Annotated in this window: 22 protein-coding genes and 1 pseudogene; 10 read left to right on the forward strand and 13 right to left on the reverse strand. The window is 38.3% G+C overall.

Annotated elements, in window-relative coordinates:
* The coding region (locus tag HYU07_07290) for a hypothetical protein (GenBank protein ID MBI2130003.1) at nucleotides 1–250 on the reverse strand (250 nt) is incomplete at its 3' end.
* A gap of 236 nt (nucleotides 251–486) precedes the next feature.
* Between HYU07_07290 and ftsZ the strand changes: the two are divergent.
* The 5 genes and pseudogenes from ftsZ (at nucleotide 487) to HYU07_07315 (ending at nucleotide 4,413) form a co-directional block, all read left to right on the forward strand.
* Nucleotides 487–1,495, forward strand: a pseudogene (gene ftsZ, locus HYU07_07295) (cell division protein FtsZ).
* A 55-nt stretch (nucleotides 1,496–1,550) separates the two neighbouring features.
* Nucleotides 1,551–2,288 carry a hypothetical protein gene (locus HYU07_07300; protein MBI2130004.1) on the forward strand — a complete coding sequence of 246 codons (738 nt, stop codon included), beginning with the start codon at nucleotides 1,551–1,553 and terminating at the stop codon, nucleotides 2,286–2,288.
* A 13-nt stretch (nucleotides 2,289–2,301) separates the two neighbouring features.
* Nucleotides 2,302–2,625, forward strand: a complete 324-nt coding sequence (locus HYU07_07305) for a hypothetical protein (GenBank protein ID MBI2130005.1) — start codon at nucleotides 2,302–2,304, stop codon at nucleotides 2,623–2,625.
* Nucleotides 2,626–2,634: 9 nt separating this feature from the next.
* Nucleotides 2,635–2,976 carry a hypothetical protein gene (locus HYU07_07310; GenBank protein ID MBI2130006.1) on the forward strand — a complete coding sequence of 114 codons (342 nt, stop codon included), beginning with the start codon at nucleotides 2,635–2,637 and terminating at the stop codon, nucleotides 2,974–2,976.
* 36 nt (nucleotides 2,977–3,012) lie between these two features.
* Entirely contained in the window at nucleotides 3,013–4,413 is a 1,401-nt protein-coding gene (locus HYU07_07315; protein MBI2130007.1) for an MFS transporter, read from the forward strand.
* On the opposite strand, the gene HYU07_07320 is transcribed toward HYU07_07315, so the two are convergent.
* From HYU07_07320 to HYU07_07345, 6 genes are all read right to left on the reverse strand, one after another.
* Nucleotides 4,369–4,659, reverse strand: a complete 291-nt coding sequence (locus tag HYU07_07320) for a DUF357 domain-containing protein (GenBank protein ID MBI2130008.1) — start codon at nucleotides 4,657–4,659, stop codon at nucleotides 4,369–4,371. The genes HYU07_07315 and HYU07_07320 overlap by 45 nt on opposite strands.
* Nucleotides 4,660–4,819: 160 nt before the next feature.
* Complete coding sequence (locus tag HYU07_07325) at nucleotides 4,820–5,770, reverse strand: hypothetical protein (GenBank protein MBI2130009.1); 951 nt, start codon at nucleotides 5,768–5,770, stop codon at nucleotides 4,820–4,822.
* 88 nt (nucleotides 5,771–5,858) lie between these two features.
* Nucleotides 5,859–7,904, reverse strand: coding sequence for a hypothetical protein (locus HYU07_07330; protein ID MBI2130010.1), 2,046 nt, complete (start codon nucleotides 7,902–7,904; stop codon nucleotides 5,859–5,861).
* Nucleotide 7,905: 1 nt separating this feature from the next.
* A complete protein-coding gene (locus HYU07_07335) occupies nucleotides 7,906–8,484 on the reverse strand; it encodes a hypothetical protein (protein ID MBI2130011.1) in 579 nt (192 codons plus the stop codon).
* Between the two features lie 39 nt (nucleotides 8,485–8,523).
* Nucleotides 8,524–8,901, reverse strand: a complete 378-nt coding sequence (locus HYU07_07340; GenBank protein MBI2130012.1) for a type II toxin-antitoxin system VapC family toxin — start codon at nucleotides 8,899–8,901, stop codon at nucleotides 8,524–8,526.
* A complete protein-coding gene (locus HYU07_07345) occupies nucleotides 8,885–9,079 on the reverse strand; it encodes a hypothetical protein (protein MBI2130013.1) in 195 nt (64 codons plus the stop codon). Before HYU07_07345 ends, HYU07_07340 begins: the two co-directional genes overlap by 17 nt.
* A gap of 226 nt (nucleotides 9,080–9,305) precedes the next feature.
* Between HYU07_07345 and HYU07_07350 the strand changes: the two genes are divergently transcribed.
* On the forward strand, nucleotides 9,306–9,488 hold the full coding sequence (locus HYU07_07350; protein ID MBI2130014.1) for a hypothetical protein: 183 nt from the start codon (nucleotides 9,306–9,308) through the stop codon (nucleotides 9,486–9,488).
* A 39-nt stretch (nucleotides 9,489–9,527) separates the two neighbouring features.
* On the opposite strand, the gene HYU07_07355 is transcribed toward HYU07_07350, so the two are convergent.
* Nucleotides 9,528–10,019 carry a hypothetical protein gene (locus tag HYU07_07355; protein ID MBI2130015.1) on the reverse strand — a complete coding sequence of 164 codons (492 nt, stop codon included), beginning with the start codon at nucleotides 10,017–10,019 and terminating at the stop codon, nucleotides 9,528–9,530.
* A 228-nt stretch (nucleotides 10,020–10,247) separates the two neighbouring features.
* Here HYU07_07355 and HYU07_07360 point away from each other — a divergent pair, with 228 nt between their 5' ends.
* Nucleotides 10,248–10,847 (forward strand): helix-turn-helix domain-containing protein, encoded by a 600-nt coding sequence (locus HYU07_07360; protein ID MBI2130016.1) that lies wholly within the window; start codon nucleotides 10,248–10,250, stop codon nucleotides 10,845–10,847.
* 63 nt (nucleotides 10,848–10,910) lie between these two features.
* On the opposite strand, the gene HYU07_07365 is transcribed toward HYU07_07360, so the two are convergent.
* On the reverse strand, nucleotides 10,911–11,225 hold the full coding sequence (locus tag HYU07_07365; protein MBI2130017.1) for a helix-turn-helix transcriptional regulator: 315 nt from the start codon (nucleotides 11,223–11,225) through the stop codon (nucleotides 10,911–10,913).
* A gap of 270 nt (nucleotides 11,226–11,495) precedes the next feature.
* Between HYU07_07365 and HYU07_07370 the strand changes: the two genes are divergently transcribed.
* Nucleotides 11,496–11,966: a hypothetical protein gene (locus HYU07_07370; GenBank protein MBI2130018.1), complete on the forward strand. Its 471-nt coding sequence runs from the start codon at nucleotides 11,496–11,498 to the stop codon at nucleotides 11,964–11,966.
* 189 nt (nucleotides 11,967–12,155) lie between these two features.
* Here HYU07_07370 and HYU07_07375 read toward each other — a convergent pair whose 3' ends face one another.
* From HYU07_07375 to HYU07_07390, 4 genes are all read right to left on the reverse strand, one after another.
* Nucleotides 12,156–13,757 carry a hypothetical protein gene (locus HYU07_07375; protein ID MBI2130019.1) on the reverse strand — a complete coding sequence of 534 codons (1,602 nt, stop codon included), beginning with the start codon at nucleotides 13,755–13,757 and terminating at the stop codon, nucleotides 12,156–12,158.
* Nucleotides 13,758–13,803: 46 nt separating this feature from the next.
* The gene (locus HYU07_07380; GenBank protein ID MBI2130020.1) at nucleotides 13,804–14,052 is read right to left on the reverse strand and encodes a YhbY family RNA-binding protein; all 249 of its coding nucleotides are present in this window, start codon (nucleotides 14,050–14,052) and stop codon (nucleotides 13,804–13,806) included.
* On the reverse strand, nucleotides 14,049–15,617 hold the full coding sequence (locus tag HYU07_07385; protein MBI2130021.1) for a cation:proton antiporter: 1,569 nt from the start codon (nucleotides 15,615–15,617) through the stop codon (nucleotides 14,049–14,051). Before HYU07_07385 ends, HYU07_07380 begins: the two co-directional genes overlap by 4 nt.
* 201 nt (nucleotides 15,618–15,818) lie before the next feature.
* On the reverse strand, nucleotides 15,819–15,962 hold the full coding sequence (locus HYU07_07390; protein MBI2130022.1) for a hypothetical protein: 144 nt from the start codon (nucleotides 15,960–15,962) through the stop codon (nucleotides 15,819–15,821).
* Between the two features lie 263 nt (nucleotides 15,963–16,225).
* On the opposite strand from HYU07_07390, the gene HYU07_07395 reads away from it, so the two are divergent.
* Together HYU07_07395 and HYU07_07400 are read left to right on the forward strand one after the other, a co-directional pair.
* Complete coding sequence (locus tag HYU07_07395; protein MBI2130023.1) at nucleotides 16,226–16,375, forward strand: hypothetical protein; 150 nt, start codon at nucleotides 16,226–16,228, stop codon at nucleotides 16,373–16,375.
* Nucleotides 16,375–16,879, forward strand: a 505-nt coding sequence (locus HYU07_07400) for a hypothetical protein (GenBank protein ID MBI2130024.1), incomplete at its 3' end; no start/stop codon positions are given. The genes HYU07_07395 and HYU07_07400, both read left to right, overlap by 1 nt.

Here is a 16,879-nt window from a genome sequence, read left to right on the forward strand (position 1 = left end):
TTATGTATTCTCTTATCCATGCGAATTCCATATATCTCGGAATGACTTTTTTTGTTTCTTCAGCATAATTATTGCTTTTATCTTTACCAGAGAACTTTTGACTCCTTGAAAGCAATTCTTCGCATTTATCAGATAGGAAATCTGAGAACTTGTGCACAGACATCTTTTTGCATTCTTTGGGCAGCAAGTTATAAGTTTCTATAATGTAATTTTTAAGGTTCTGTATCCTTTTAGTTTTATAGTCTGCCATTTTAACCCCATTCCACCCATACATAATTATGGCTGTCTTTATAAATTTTGCCAGGATATTGATGTGGTTATTGCATTACTTAATATACCAGTATACAAAAACGTAACATTTATATATTAGTTATGTTATCAGATGTCCACTCACTTAGAATTCAGTCATCACCCGCATCACAGCTCACATCAATCATTCTCTTAATTAAAAAACAAAAAACTAAATAGATAAAATCGAGGTGAAAAATGGAGGATTTGGAAGTCGGGAACGCAAATATAAAAGTTATAGGCGTAGGTGGAGCGGGCAACAATATGGTTTCGTGGCTCTATAAGAAAGGAGTCAAGGGAGCTGAAGTCATAGCGGTCAATACAGATAAGCAGCATTTGGATATTTCTGAAGCAGACAGGAAGTTCCTGCTTGGCGTAGGTGTAACACGCGGCTTGGGTTGCGGCGGATTTCCTCAAAAAGGAGCAGCAGCTGCGCAGGAAACATTGAATGAGATAAAGTCTGTTTTAAATGCATCTGACATGGTTTTCGTTTGCGCAGGAATGGGCGGCGGAACAGGAACAGGAGCAGCGCCGGTTGTAGCAAGGGTTGCAAAATGTAATCGGCACAGTAACAATGCCTTTCAAGATAGAAAGAGCAAGAATCGACAAGGCAGAATTCGGATTGCAGGAATTAAGGCAGTCATGCGACACAGTAATTGTAATTGATAATAACAGGCTAGTGCAGATTGCAGGTAATTTGCCAATACAGCAGGCATTCGCAGTCGCAAATGAATTGATAAGCACAATGATCAGGGGCATAGTCGAAACAATTGCCATTCCCAGCCTGGTTAATCTGGATTTCGCTGATGTCAAGGCAATAATGAGCAATGGCGGAGTTGCAGCAATTGGCGTAGGCGCATCAGACACAAACAACAGAGTGGATGAAGCAGTAAAAGGTGCATTATCCAACCCATTATTGGAAATAAACTATGATGGCGCAACCGGAGCTTTGATACATATCGAAGGCGGCACAGACATGACTTTGGATGAAGTAAGCAGAATTGGAGAAATGGTCACTGAGACGCTCGATGAAGATGCAAACGTCATCTGGGGAGCAAGGGTCAGCGAAGGCATGAAAGGCAAAATAACTGTGATGACAATAATAACGGGAGTTCATTCTCCGTGGATAATCGGCAAGGTTGACAGGAAAACAAAGCAGCAAATGGCAAAAAGAATGAGCGAGGAACTTGGAATTGAGCTGATATGATGATTTAATTTTTTTATTTATTTTTAAAATATTAACTACAAAGAGGGGCGAGAACATGGGCGATGAAAGAATAATCAAAAAAATGGTTACCGAAATGGTTGAAAAGAACCAATTAATAATGCCGAAGGAAGATCTGTCAAATTTTAAGAAACTGGTTCCGGCATTGATAGACAAGGGTGTGGACAATCTTAATTTGTCAATGTTCAGCAATGAAATGAGAACCGGATTGCTGAATGCGCTTGGCGATGAATACCTGAGAAAAGGCAAAGTGCCTGAAGCGATTAAAGTGTTCATCCTGTCAGGCAACAGGAAAAAGCTGGTTGAGATAGGAGAGGATTATGAAAAAATAGGGATGTTCTCTGACGCTATTGATGCATACAGGCTTGCCGGAGACCATGATAAATTGCTGAAGACAGGCAACAAATGCCTTAATGAAGGCCATATGTCAGATGCAATAAAAGCATTCAGGATATTGAATGATGTTGACAGGCTGGCATCTGTAGGCGATGACTGCCTGAAAAAAGGAAAATGGGATTACGCGCTTGAAGTCTTCAATGCAATAAGCAACAAAAACAAGCTGGTAGAGCTTGGCGATAAATGCCTGGAAGACAGGCAGATTGCACTGGCTGCGAAGGCATACGAGCTTTCCGGAGACAAGTCAAAGCTCAGCTCATTGGGAGATACATGCCTGAAGGAAGGCCTGATAGCAACTGCCTTGAAAGCGTATACTCTTGCAGGCAACGAGATAATGGTTCAGTTCATCAAGGAAAACTTTTCAAACAAATTAATCTGAAGCTGAGGGAAGAATGGAAGACACATATTTATTGGAGCAGAAATTCCAGCTGTTAATGGACATGGGCAGCAAGAAATTGCAGCAGGAGATTGCAGCATTAAAAACAACAGTTTCAATGCTGCAGGATGAAGTGAGAAACTTAAGGAATGACAGGCGTAATGCTGCATTAGAGCAGCCCAGGCAGGCAAGCGTGGCTGAATCAGCGTCGGCAGTAAAAGCAGCCAGCAATGAAGAATACGTTCCAAAAAGCAATGTAAAAGAGGCTCATCCAAGATTAGGCAATTACTCATCAGAGGATGTTTCAATAGAGAAGTTTTTCAACTACGGAAGAAAGTAAGGGGGCAAAATGAGAACTGTAAGATATATGGAAGGCGACATTACAACTGAGATTTCCGACCTGAATGTAAACTATAATCTATTATTTACTGAGATGAACATTAAGGGACAGGTTTTTGGAATTGACGAAAATGGAGGAGTAGTCAAAATGATGGTTGATCGTTTTCATAGAATAAGGGCAATTACGATTGTGCAACCTTATCTGGCCAAGTATGCGTTATCCTCTTATTTAGGAGAAACTAATGGAAATGCATTTGCAGTAGTTCATCCTCAAAAAGAGGATTGGTTTAATAGAGAAGTCAGCTATAAAGGATGCAAAACTCAGAATGTTTTAGACGAAAAGTGCCGATAGCTACAGTTGCCTGTAAACCTTAGTTGGTTTCTCAAAATGCTCAAAAAAAACATCAACCTAGACAAAGAAATCAAGAAAAGCCTCAGCTATTCAATTACAGAGGGGTCCTTTTGGTCTATAATGGCGGGCTTCGGAGAGTCTTTTTTCGGAGCATTCGCTGTTTTTCTAAAAGCGAGTAATGTGCAGATCGGACTGCTTGGGTCTCTGCCGCAGTTTTTAGGATCGCTTTCGCAGCTCTTTTCATTAAATCTGCTTGAACTGTTCAGATCAAGAAAAAAATTTTTAGTTGTAAATGTGGCGCTTCAGGCTTTGATGCATCTGCCAATAATATTTGCTTTTTTTATCCCTCATGTGAAAATTGAATACCTGATATTTTTTGTATGCCTTTATTTTATTTTTGGCTCAATAGGCAGCCCTGTCTGGAACAGCTGGATGGGCAACCTTGTGGACAGCAGCACAAAAGGCTCTTTTTTCGGGATAAGGAATAAGCTGATAAATATTTTTGCATTGCTGTCTTTCACTGCAGGCGGATACATTCTCTACCGCTTCTCAGACGGCAGCATGAGGCAGTTTACCGGCTACGCAATAATCTTTTTCATAGCGCTGCTTGCGCGATTAATGTCATCTTATCTTTTATCAAAGCAATATGAGCCGCATTATGCCGTGTCAAGAGAAAGGAATATTGGATTTGTTGAGATCTTCAAAAAAAGCCAGTTTAAAAACTTCAAGAATTTTGCATTATACATTGCCTTGCTGAATTTCGGCGTTTTTATTGCAGGCCCGTTTTTCACCCCTTACATGCTTTATGAGTTAAAGTTCAATTACCTGCAGTTTACAATTATAAATGCAACAGCAATAGTTGTTAAATTTTTATTCACTCCGGTATGGGGAAGGCACATTGATGTTTATGGCTCTAAAAAAGCGCTTATATTGGCGGGCGTCATGATGCCCATTGTGCCTGTTCTCTGGTTTTTCTCGCCTAATTTTTGGTATCTTGTGATAATACAGATTTATAACGGGTTTGTATGGTCTGGCATAGACACAGCGTCTGCTACTTATATATTTGATTCGACTCTGCCTTACACAAGAATAAGATCATTGTCATACTACAACGTGCTTAGCGGAACAGCAATGCTTCTTGGCTCTCTTATAGGAGGCTACAGTATAAGGCTGAACAATATGTTCTGGTCAAAATATCTTTTAGTTTTCATAATGTCAGGAGCAGTAAGATTATTTGCATTGATATTGCTGGTAAAAATAAAGGAAACGCGGCCTGTTGAAAAGACCTCTTATGAGGGGCTGTTTTTCAAAATAGTCGGCAGTGAGCCTATAATGAACACAGTGTATTCTTTTTTCTTTTTCAAGAGAAGAAAAATAAGAAACGAAAAGATTTCAATCCACAGTAAAAAGGGCAGAGTCATGGTCAACATCAAATAAGCCCAGCCTTGCGCCGGCATCAAGCCAGCCGTGCGCGTAATTAAGGCAGGCAAATGCATTTACAATGTCGCCTTTCTCCTTGAAATGCATTGCATCGTCATAATATCTCTGAGCCATATCAAGAAAATCCTCAGCAGAGCTTTTCCAGCTTATCTTTCTCTCTTTGGCTATTTTTACCTTCTTCAATGCCCTGCCTGTGATGTCAAAGTATTTGATTAGTTTTTCATTGGTTATTTTGTTTTCCATTGTGAATGGCATATATTGGGGATTTTAAATAGTTTATGATTTATTAGTAAGCGACAAAAATAAGTCATAGAATAAATCGCTTACTGATGTTCACCAGACATAACAATTCTATGAGTTATTTATGTCCGGCATTATATTGGAAATTAAAGAAAAGTAAAAACTAAGCCCCATACATATTCTGTATTTTTTCGATGTAATCTTTCCCTAATCGTCTTCCTAATGCGAACATCTTGTCTTTCAATACATCCTTTACAGCGCTGGTCCATTTCGTAGCATTTTTATCCTGATCTGCCAAAACAGCATCCACATGCATTTTTATCAATTTCATATTGCCAGGGCCTGCTTTGTATTCCAGCCAGCCAAATCTTAAATTTAAAACAGACCTAACCAAAGGATTCTCTGCAATTTCTTGGGCTTTTGTTAGATTCTTCTTTGCATCATAATATAACTTTGTCTTTCCACTTACAATTTCAGTTATAGCAGCGCCAACAGTATGATAAGCATTCACTAAATCTTGACCTTTCGTTTCTCCATTTTCCAGCCTCATTTCCAATTCTTCATTTGCATAAGAAACAGCGCATTTATTGTATGCTTTTAATCTCTTATGCTTTGATGCTATCTCCGAAGCAATTGTTGATGCTATTCCCAATGTCCTGAACAGCCTATTTCTTATAACTTCTTCTTTAGCGATTTCATTTTTGCTATTTGTGAGAGCACGCTCATAAAACGACAAACACTCTTCAATTACAACCAACCCATCCTTCAATGTTTCAACAGTTCTCTCCTTATCATGGCGAATAACCAGCCCTTTTTCTTCAAGAACCCTGGCTGTGCCAAAATAAGATTTGTTTACGTTGATCTTATCAAGAACTTCTTCCAGCAACCTCAAAACGCCTTTGCCATCATTGTCTCTGTGCCTCAATGCAAAAGCCATATTGGCTACAGAAACAGCATAGTGATCAGGATTAATATTCGTATTTATTGCTATATTTGCAGCTTCTCTATGCTTGTGAATAGCTAAGTCATATCTATTGGGCAACGAAGAAAATGTTAATTTAATGCCTTCTTTATTTAATCTTTCTATATCCTTAATTATGTCGCTTAATGCCATATGAACACGGAAGAAACAAGCATCAATTTATAAATGTTTTCATTTTAAGATAGTGAAATAATTAAAACAAAGATTTTCTTAGATTCTCTTATTCCAGCGGCACCTGAGTCCATAATGTCCAGTCATTTGATGGTGAATAAGCTCCGAATACATAATATGGCGTCTGTGTTTTTCCAAAATAAGAATTCTCAACATCGCCCCATCTTGTTGTTGCTCCGGCTCTCATAGGGCCGACTGCTCCGTAAATAGGGCTGCCAAACAATCTCCATGATTCTGTCAGCTGCCTTCTGCCGCCTTCAGCAAATCCCTCGCTGACAAGCGTTCCCTTAAAGCCTTTTTTCATCAGATATTCTACTGCAGACTGTATTGGCGTCAACCCTTGCCCGGCAGGCAGATGCGTGTGCCCTCTTCCAAAGCCGTCAACAATATGAACATGGCCTAATATTTTTTCCTTCTCCAATTCTTTGATCTGATTCATATACCAGCTGTCAAATCTTTTTCTTGTCTGTTCATTTGTTTCACCTGGCTTTGGCTGGAAATATTTCCACCACATTCCAAGATGCTGCGTATCGAGTGTTGCCTTAATATGATTCTCAGCTTCTTTTGCCGCCTGCTCTTTTGAAATGCCTCTGAAATAAGGATTTTCAACCATAATTATGTTGCCTTCTCTGTTACGGTGGCCTTCAGGATCAGGAATCTTTTTCTCTGTCAGAAATTCAACCATTTTTTCCCTTGCGCCTTTGACAAGCTGTATCAATTCCCTTGGATGGCTGCCATATCCCATCTCAGGGAAAATGTGCTCTGGAGCAACAAAAACATCGTTCTTCAGATGCTTCTCAGTGCTCTGCTGCATCGCAAAAATTCCTGCCTGGGCGTAAGATTTCAATGACTGCTCAATCGCATATTTGTTGACAGGCAATACATGCTTTAATTGCTCCTGAATCAAGTCTGCCTGGGCATCAGCAGAAGCAGAGGATTCGTGCGTAAATTGAAGACTTTTTTCATACTGGCTTATTTCCTCTTTTAACCATTTAGTTGGTTCTTTTACTTCTGGAGGAACTAGCCCATGAACATCTGCTCCAGCTTCTCTCATTATCTTCCATTTTTCTTCTTCAGGAATATTCTTTTCTAATTGCTCATAGAATTTCAATGCTTTCAATGCCCTGTCTCTTCTATTTTTGTAAATTTCATAATGTTGTGCATGATACAAAGAAGAGCCCCTTGCCTGCAGCATCTGGTTTTCAAGCTGGGTTTTGTAGAACATCTCTTCCGGCAGTTTTTTATCATCAGGGTGATCTTTGCTCCATTCTTCTGCTCTTTTTACAAAATCATCCCATGTCAATCTTTTGGTCTCAAATCTTGTCCTGGTTTCGTCCCATATCGGAACTCTTTTGAATAAATCCTCTGCTTTAGTTGGATCAAGCCAATTTCCGTGCATATCAACCCAATCATCTTTTCTGAAAACATGGCCTGTTTTTGTATCCGCCTTGCCAATTACTCCTTTAATCTCAGCTGTATTATAAACCGGTTCGTAAACAACCTGGCTTCTCTTGACATCTCCAAGCACATGCCCTGTCCTGTCATCAACCATCCAAACAGTTGCCCTTGTTGCTTCCTCATCATAGCCTCTGAACTCTCCCATCTTATTCCATTCCTGGTCAGAAAAAGGCCTTTGGTATTCGCCAGTATGAACAACAACTGCCTGGCCGCCGACATCAGATGCAAACTCTATTGCCTTCTTTACTTCCTCTAAAGCAGTCTTTCTTACTTCATCATTAAAGCCTCTTTGCGGGTCAAATCCTGATAAATTTCCAATTTGTGCAGGTGCATGAATGCTTGTTATTTTAACTTGGTTGGCGATTGCTAAATCCCTTAGCTCCTGCCTTGATTCTTTGCCGTATGACTCTGCGCCAGTGCCAGGCTCTGCCCCTTCCATCTGAGTTGCAAGCTCTACCTGGCCAGCTCCTTCTCTTATTGCTGCCTGGAAACTCTGCAGAAATGTTCCGCCGCCCGCTCTTCCTTCTGTTACAGTTGCGCCTAAATCAGCAACCCCTATAACAGGGCTTTCAATGTCTTTTGACTGGCCGAAATAGCTGCGATCCATTGTATTGTAATAAGGCCTTGCAAATTCCATCTTAATCCCTCAATCCCATGTATTTTCTCAATCCTTCAGCTTCTCCTCTTACAGTATCTCTAATGTGAGCGACTTCCCTGTTTTCAGCATAATGCCTTGCTGCCTCGTTTATGTCGCGAACGCCCTGATAAAGCATTTCCCTTTGCTCTTTGTTTAAATAATGATCCTCTCTTGCTTTTTCAAACAAGTCCTTTACAACATGATAACTCTGATTTAATTTTTCACGGTCTAATCCTTCTTTCTCTTTTCTTTCTGCTTCCTCTCTTACTGTCTCTTCCAGCCTTTCCGCTTCTTTTCCCTTAAGCTCATCTTCCAAAGAGCCTGCTTTTTTTTCAACAAATCTTTTAACACTGAATATCTCTCTTTCTTCAGCAGTAAACAGCCCTTGTATGTCCACTGTCTTGAGCTGCGGAATCGGTATTCTCTCGAGCTCTTTTCTTTCTTCCTCGATCTCCACATTGCTTTCCTTTATTAATTTTTCAGCTTCTTCTATCTCCTTTTTTCTTTCTTCCTCAAGCTCTTTTAATTTCTTTATCCTTTCCTGCGGAGACAATGATTTTAATTCATCCAGTTTTGCCATTTTTATTGTTGATAATTTTTCTTTTTATAATCTTTATGGTTATTTTTCGATATAAATTATGTTTTCCTGGTTTTTGAAATGTGAGTCGCCCGATACTAATTGCACATTGTGGACTTTTGCAGTTATGTAAATTAAAGAATCCCCTAATCCCCATTTTTTCTCCCAGTTTAATTTAGCTGCATTGAGGGCTGTTTTAGCCTCTACCGGCAGTATAAAGCATCTCGACATCATCATAGAAACAATCATATCGGCATCTTTTTCGCTTTTCTTGGATAAAGCATACCTGTACACTTCTACAAGATTTATAACGCTGATAAACAGGCTTTTGTCTGAATCAATATATTCAGCTATCTTTTTTCCTGCATCTGTTCCGTTGAAGTATTCGATCCAGCACCATGAATCAAGCAAAGCGGTCAATTTCTTCCCTCTTAAACTCGCCTAATCCTTTGAATTTTCCGAAATATGATTTTTTGGGCTTTTTTACCTCAGCAACGAGCTTTATTATTGTTTCATCATAGGTTTCACTGTTTGTTTCCTGCTTCATCAGCTTCAGTATGTTGAATGTTTCCTCTTTAACAGCGATCGTGGTTGACATGTTATATCACTATATCTTATATTAATATAAGTTATATTTAAAGGTTGCGGTTTTTCCTGCCAAGATGACTAAGATGTGCATTCGTTTAACAATTGTCATAGTCAAGTTGTCAGTAAATAACTACTTAATTTATAAATTACTTGTCAAAATACTAACGATTATTTAATCTTTTTTGTCAATTTATATTATGCTTATTTATAAATAACTTGTCAAAAATTAGAAAGAAGTGGATTTTGTTCTGCTATTCGATGAAAAGTATTATCCTTTTGAGGTTAAATATCGATCAACCATTTCTGAGTCTGATTTTTTTGCTTTCAAATCTTTTAAAAAAGGTGTTCTCATAACAAAAGATGAATTTGGAATATACAGGGACTATGTGAAGATACCTGTTCACTATTCTTATTATTGATATAGGGGTCGATTCGGCTAACAGCGATCGCATATGTGTTTATTCTGAAGATTGCTTTCCATTAACTAAGAATATGGCAATCAATACATCCCTTTGATTTCCAATAAAATGGTACTCATTCTCCGTAACTCTTCGTAGACCTTTTGGTGTATACACAGCCATTCCTTTTGTATCTTCCAACTTTGCTAAATAATCCAAATTATCTATAGAATCAATAGGTTGTCTGTATAATGGAATTGGACGAACAGGATCTCGAGATAAATCTAATGTTCTGGCATAAGTTATATTTGCTGCATTTACTGACTCAGGAGACCCCCTATGACATGCATCCTCAGGATAATCCCATACTTGAGAATCTTTATCTCTATCAGTCCCCCAAGTTTGAACCCTTTTTGTCCTATCTCCATCATAATGCCTAATAATTACATGAGTTCCTTCATATCCTAATTTAGCAAGCCTCAATCTTAATGAAGGAACTAAATCATTCCACGATTCAATTCGTATTGGTTTCAATTTAGTATCAAGCACCATACGATTAAGTATATATTCGCTAGTATTTAAATGTTTCGTTTTGTTACTACTTATTAATGTCTAATAGTGTGCCCCAACCCCTGATTACTTTAATTGGCAGTGCTTCGCACCACTTTTTATACACAGGCGTTTATGCCGGTTTCCTGATCAACAGACTTTAATGCTACTCATGAAATCGAAACACTTATATACTTTAAAGTGAACACTCGTTCATATAAAGGTGAACATATGTATATCAATAAATCTACAGCTAAAATATTACAATTATTTACTGGTCATATAACTGAGTCATTTAGTCTTAGGGAAGCAGCAAGAAGATTAAAGATGCATGTATCCCTTGCGCATCGAGCGATACAGCCATTAATAGATGCTAAGATTGTTGAGCAAGATAAGCATAAAACTCTTAGCCTAAATTACAGGATTCATCATGAAACTCTTGCTTTTGCTGAATATTTAAGAAGGGATGATTTTCTTCATAGATTCAAAGACGTTAAACTTTTTGCAGATGAAATTATTAAAAAAATCGAACAGGACAGTTTTGTTTTGCTTGTTTTTGGCTCATCAATTAAATCAAATAAACCAAGAGATATTGATATATTGCTAATTGTAGATAGCACTGATAAAATAGAATTCCATGAGAGATTCTTACACAACATTGCATCGAATTATGGCTCGCCATTTGAAGAGAGAGTTTTAGGATTTGAAAGTGTCTATGAAATGCTTGCTAAGCGTGATGAAAAAAATGTTATGAATGATATATTGAACAAGCACATAATTTTATATGGCGCAGAACTGTTTTACAGGCTGATTCAAAGGGGGAGGTTATAAAATGTTAGACGAAAAAAAGCTAAAAGAAGCAGAAAGCAAAGTTAAGCAGTTTATAAGTGATTACTATTCATTTTCAGCCCATTGAATCAGCGGAATTAGTGCTTTCATTAATCTTCTTCCTCTTTTAGTTAAAGAATACTCAACTCTTGGAGGAATTTCTGAATAGACTTTTCTCATAACAATTTGCTCTTTTTCCAACTCTTTTAATCTGTCCGTAAGTGTTTTTGCAGTTATGCACTCAAGTCTTCGTTCGATGTCATTGAATCTCAATTTCCCAAAATTACCTATCGTTATGATGAGTGAGATGCTCCATTTTTTGCTCAAAAATGCAGAAGCAATTTCAAGAGGACGAGGACAATATCCTGTAGCTGAACGCATCTTGCAGTCTCTACTTTCTGATTTGTAAGTATTGTTACTTTCCATTTCTAAACCTCTTGATTTAAATAGTTCTCATACTATACAATAGAAAGTAGGTATAATATATAAAGTTAATGGAGGTATGTAAAATGGAAAAAAAGAAACAATGTTGCAAAGGGGGCGTTTGCCCATGCTGCGACTGCTGCATTTGCGTCTGTACGAGAGACTTAGCAAAAACTTTGACACCCGAAGCAAAAAAATTACTTATAGATGCCTTGCAGTGAGTCAAAAATGAAGGAATTATTTGCACCAATCAAAAGAGTACTTGGTAGAAGAGATTATTTTCTTATTTTTGTAGCTTCTGGTCTCTTTTATGGTGTGATTTTTTCTATAATGACCAATTTAATAGATGTAAGATTTGGCTTATCTAGCATCAGATTTGCTTTTACTTTGCAAAGTGCATTGTTTTTTATTGTGTTATCTACCTTAGGAGGGCTGTTAATAGCTTTACAATTGTTTTCATTCCGCGAAAAACGAAAAAATTACACGTCTGCTACAACAGGGGTAAGCGGAATGTTAGTTAGTTTTTTTGCTACAACATGTCCATTCTGTAAACCACTTTTAATTTCACTTTTAGGGCTTTCAGGATCAATTGCTATCTTAAAATTTAGTCTAGTTTTGGCGTTTGTTAGCATTCTTCTGTTACTTGGCTCAATATATCTTACATTAAAAAGCATTTCAAAACGAAGTTGTTGTCAATAAAATCTCTGCATAGCAGACTATCTATCTGTAGGATTAAGGAAATCCCTCTATAAAATTTCTTTTTCACAGAAAAAGGCTAAATGTCCGAAGGACTAAAGGCGGAAACCCCCCGTTATAATTCTACACGACGATTGAATATAACAATTGTTAAACGAACAACCAAAAATCAACTACTAGATCCCATTTTATCTACCACGCAAGCATTGAATGCGCTTTCTTGAAGTTTTTGTAGCAGTTCCATATTGCGCTTATGCTGTGCTTGAGCGCTGTTTCGCGTGTTTTTTCAATATCATATTCTTTCGGTCCTTTTTTCTTATCGCCGGATATTGGCAGTTTTCCAAGCGATCCAAAAAGCTCGCCAAATCCGCCAAATAATGCTGTGAACGGCTCAGCTGCTGTCGGCAGCTTCGGCTTCTCTTTTGATTCTTTCTTCCCCTCAGGAATCTCTTCCCCGGCTTCTATTAAATATCTCTGCAGCTCTGCCCCCAGCGCTTCCATTGCAGCTTTAACAGACGAATCTATGTCGCCCAATAACTCCAAATCCTCCTCTCTTCTCATCCTCTCATAATTTGCAAGCTGCTCATCGGTCCATCCATATCCCCTTACACTCCAGTATAATTGGCCTGCATGTATTGGCCCCCTCTGATAGCCTTCCTGCTGATAGCTCATCTGCGGCCTTGTCCTGAAATAAAAATGATGCAATGCGCAGGAATTCACGCCATCCTTAAACGGCCTCACTGCAATAAACTCTATTTCAATTACTGAACCTTCAAAAGCGCTTATCAAATCAACACTCTCTGCCTTTTTCTGGTCAAGCTGCAGTCTTTTTATGTTGACGAGATAAGGCTTAACCCATGACATGTACATATCGATGACATCCTTGTGCTGCCTCAGATATTGCAGCGTAAACCTTCTCCTTGTCATCAGCTCCTGAAAAGTTCTTTCCTTCCATTCGATATAAGTTTTTAACTTTCTTTTCAGCACTTCTTTTACTTTCCTGTTAAACTGCAGGCTGTCAACATATTTATCAACTTCCAATGATTTCAAGGCAGTGGGGGCGGCAAAAAAGATGTCAGGCAGCGTTGTGAATCCAATCTCGCGCGCAAGCCCGAATACAGATCCGGGATTCTTTGCCCCGCCTTCAACTAAGTCAATCCAGTATCCTTTTAGGCTTATCTCTGCTGCCTCGCTTTTCTCGCCTCTTAAGCCGTAGCTGTCGCGGTAAAGGTCCAGCCTTTCATCTATGATTCTCATCTCCCTAACCATCTGGAACAAATCCTTAACAAGCTTTCCGACTGTCGCTAATAATCCGCTTATCCTGTCCTGCTGCAATCCAAGCCTTTGCTGCGCCACTCCAAAAAATGCAGACTGCTCTGATGCTGTGAAGACATCGATTATTTTTATAAACTTGGGATAGCCGTAATCAAATTTCATGTAATTGAGAATCCAGTAATAGCTCTCTTCTATCGAGTGGTTGAATTTCTCGTAAACCAATTTATAGCGGTGCGGAGGCGCAGGATATCCTGTTTTCTGAGTGTCAATTTTTGTGCTTTTTTGAGGGGATAATGCTTCTTCATACTTTTCCTCATCAGCATGGCTTTCAACTGCCTTTCGCTCTTCTTCAGAAAGCGATTTTAAATATGTTTCAAATTCCTTGCTTTTTTTACTTATGGCTGCTGCGTCATCATCTTTTTTTATTATGAATTTCTCATACTTGCTTTTAAAATCGCTTTTAATAAAGCCGTATTTTATCAGCCTTAATGCAGTTTTTGGATCGCGGTAAAATCCCATTCTTCCTCTTGAATATTGTTTGTCTTTTTGTTTATATAGTTTTGTTTTATTGTTTTTTGCATAAAGTGACTGTAAAGCCTGCAATCTGCACAATTTCTGAGCCTGTCTTTTCAGCCAGTTCTTTTGCAGCATTTTTTTTGTCTTTGTCTGCAATAAACGGCTTCAGCATTTTTACTTTAATCAGTTTCTTATCTTTAAGCTGCCTTTTTATTTCATTCATAATGCCTTCTGTCAATCCGTTCTTGCCGATTCTTACTGCAGCTTCAAGGTTTTTTACCTTATCTTTCAAGCTCATTTTGCATGCTCCGGATGCTCATGACCCAGCTTCTTTCTCTCTTTCAGCTCTTCTATGTGCCTCATTTTTATTTCAAAAATGCTTCTTAAGTCAGCTGAAAATTTCTCAATAAGCAGCGAAACATGCTCTCCGCCGAGGAAATGCGGCAGTATGACATAATCCGCTCCGGCATCATAAAGCTCTAAAGCGTCATCAACATTGTTTGCTGTGACAAAAATAATTGCCTTTTCATTTGATTCCCTTGCCTTTCTTATGATAAGAAGGTTGTCAAACTTGTCCGGGACAGTTGAAATTGACGGCTTCGCAGGGGCCAAGGGCCCCGGCTGTTTGACAAAGGGCTTCCACTTGGCTTCTTTCCAGCCCGAAAACATTTTCAATATGTTAGGCTCTTCTTCATATCTCACAAATACGCTGTAAAAGTTAAGCAAATGCCCGATTTTTTCATAAAGGAAATTATCAAACTTTATGAAGTAAGATGTGAAAAGCATTGTTGCAGTTGCAAGCACCACCGCCATTGAGAAGAGCGCATTGCTTATATGGCCCAGTAATACGCCCTGCATCGCTATTATCAGCGAGAATTCGCTTGTCTGCGCCAGCGATATTGCTGCAATAAAAGACGGCCTTTTTTTATATCCGAAAATGCTGCATATCGTTATTGTTAGTATGGGCTTGACGATCACTATTGCAAGAATCAATGCTATAAGGAGCGGCAGCATGGGCATTATTGTTCCAGGTAATATCTGCAATCCAAGCGAAACAAAAAATATTGTGGAAAAGAAATCCTTTAATGATTTTATTTTGCCTGCTATTTCTATTGAATAATTTGTATTTGCAAGCGCAATGCCTGCAGTGAATGCCCCTATCGCTATTGAAAACCCAAGATAGCTGAACAGTATTGAGAATGCAAATGATGTTGCCAATGCCCCTAAAAACAGTATTTCCTGTGTTTTTGCAGCAAATTTGAACAGGTAAGGCAGCGCGTATTTGCTTGCGGCCCATGAAATCGCAAAAACAGCCAGCCCTTTCAAAGTTGAAACTGCAATATCATACACTCCAAAATGCCCGAGATTCTGTATTATTGACAATGCAAATATTGCAACAATATCTTCCATGAGCAGTATCCCTATTATGATTCTGCCGTGCAGAGTTTCGATTTCACCCTTATCAGCCAATAGCTTTATGACAACCATTGTTGAGCTGAATGCTATGATTAGTCCGAGATACAGGGGATCAAAGCTTTTAAATCCGAAGAGAAATGCAATTAAAAATCCCAGGCCGAACAATGCAGCCATCTGGATTAATCCTCCTGCTGTGCATACTAATGCAACATTCTTAAGCTTCTTGAAATCCATCTCTAAGCCCACAATGAACAATAAGAAAGCTATGCCGATCTCTGATAATGTTGCTATTGATTCATTGTTCACTATAAGCCCTAAAACAGGGCCTAGAACAATTCCCCCGATCACATATGCCGGAATCAAAGGCTGCTTTATCAGCCTTGCCAAGAAGGCTCCAACTGCCGCCACAATGATTATTGCCCCGATATCAATGAATATGTTCTGCATTATTTGCTGCCTCTTTTTTAAGTAAAGTTTCTAAATGTTTTATTTATTTGCATGAAAAAATCCAGCCAACCATGGTGCCTACGGATATGCTCACTGCGTTCGCATATCCTACACGACATCCCGAAGGGACAACCCCTGTCGTGTCGGCACCATGGCTGGATTTTTTCTTTTTTGAACGTGGATGTGGATTTGCCTGACATTTTACCTCTTTATTTTTAGTAAAAATCCTTCTTTGTGCTTTTCAAATTCGATCTTCTGGCCTTTGTCCAGATGCTCGTATTCAGCAAGGACTTTAGGTATTGTTATTATTAACTGCCCTGACTGGAGTTTTTGGATCTTCACCATACTATTATTTTTAATGTTATTTTTGATGTTTTAAGGTATGTTTTAAATGATTATTATATTAATAGTATATAAAGCTTTTGATTTTTAAGCAAAGCGAGAAAACCAAAAGCTAGGAATGAAATGACTCTGGTTGCGGTTTTGATTAGTATTTACTTAATAATAGTTACAAATAGAAAGATTTAAATATTGATCGGGCATTCTTGATGTATATTTTATACATCAAAAGGGGTTCTATAGATATACAGATAGTTCAAAGGTTAAAATTGAAGAATAAACAATTTGTTTTGACCAAAAGAATAGCCAAGCATGGCAGGCAGAACATAATAGTTATTCCTTCATTCTTGCAGGATGAATTAAAGCCAAAGACTATTGTTAAGCTGACGATTGATGTGGTAAGAGAGGGCAAAAACTAATGAGCTCACATATAACTTCAAATCAAAAAACAGTAGATGAGATAGTGGACTTTATACTAGAACATGAAGGCCCAGATTTAGATAGAAGAGCGCGTCCTGAAAAAAAACAAGTTCGATATGTAGATTTAGACGAAGCACTGAATATGATTCATAAAGAAGGGCTTCTGCCTGATTTAAGAACTTATCATTTCAATCATGTTTTGGGCATCTGGATTACAGATAAAAGCAATAGCAATCCTTTAGGAAGGGAGCTAACAGGACAATTAATAGAAAGCCTAAAGCAAAGGTATGGTTCTTTGATTGAGGTTGTAAAGAATATTAAACAAGATGATTTCTATAAAGAACAGTTTGAATTTAAAAATAAAAATGGTGTAATAAGATACAGTCTATGGTCAATGTTAACCTGTGTTTATGCAGCTTCTCCAAGCGCAGCAGTAGTGGACTGGATAAAAAACAATCCTGATGAAGAGATAAGAAAAGAGTATGCTGGTATAAGACCATGGC

This window comes from Candidatus Woesearchaeota archaeon (genome assembly GCA_016180285.1).
Classification (GTDB): Archaea; Nanobdellota; Nanobdellia; order Woesearchaeales; family JACPBO01; genus JACPBO01.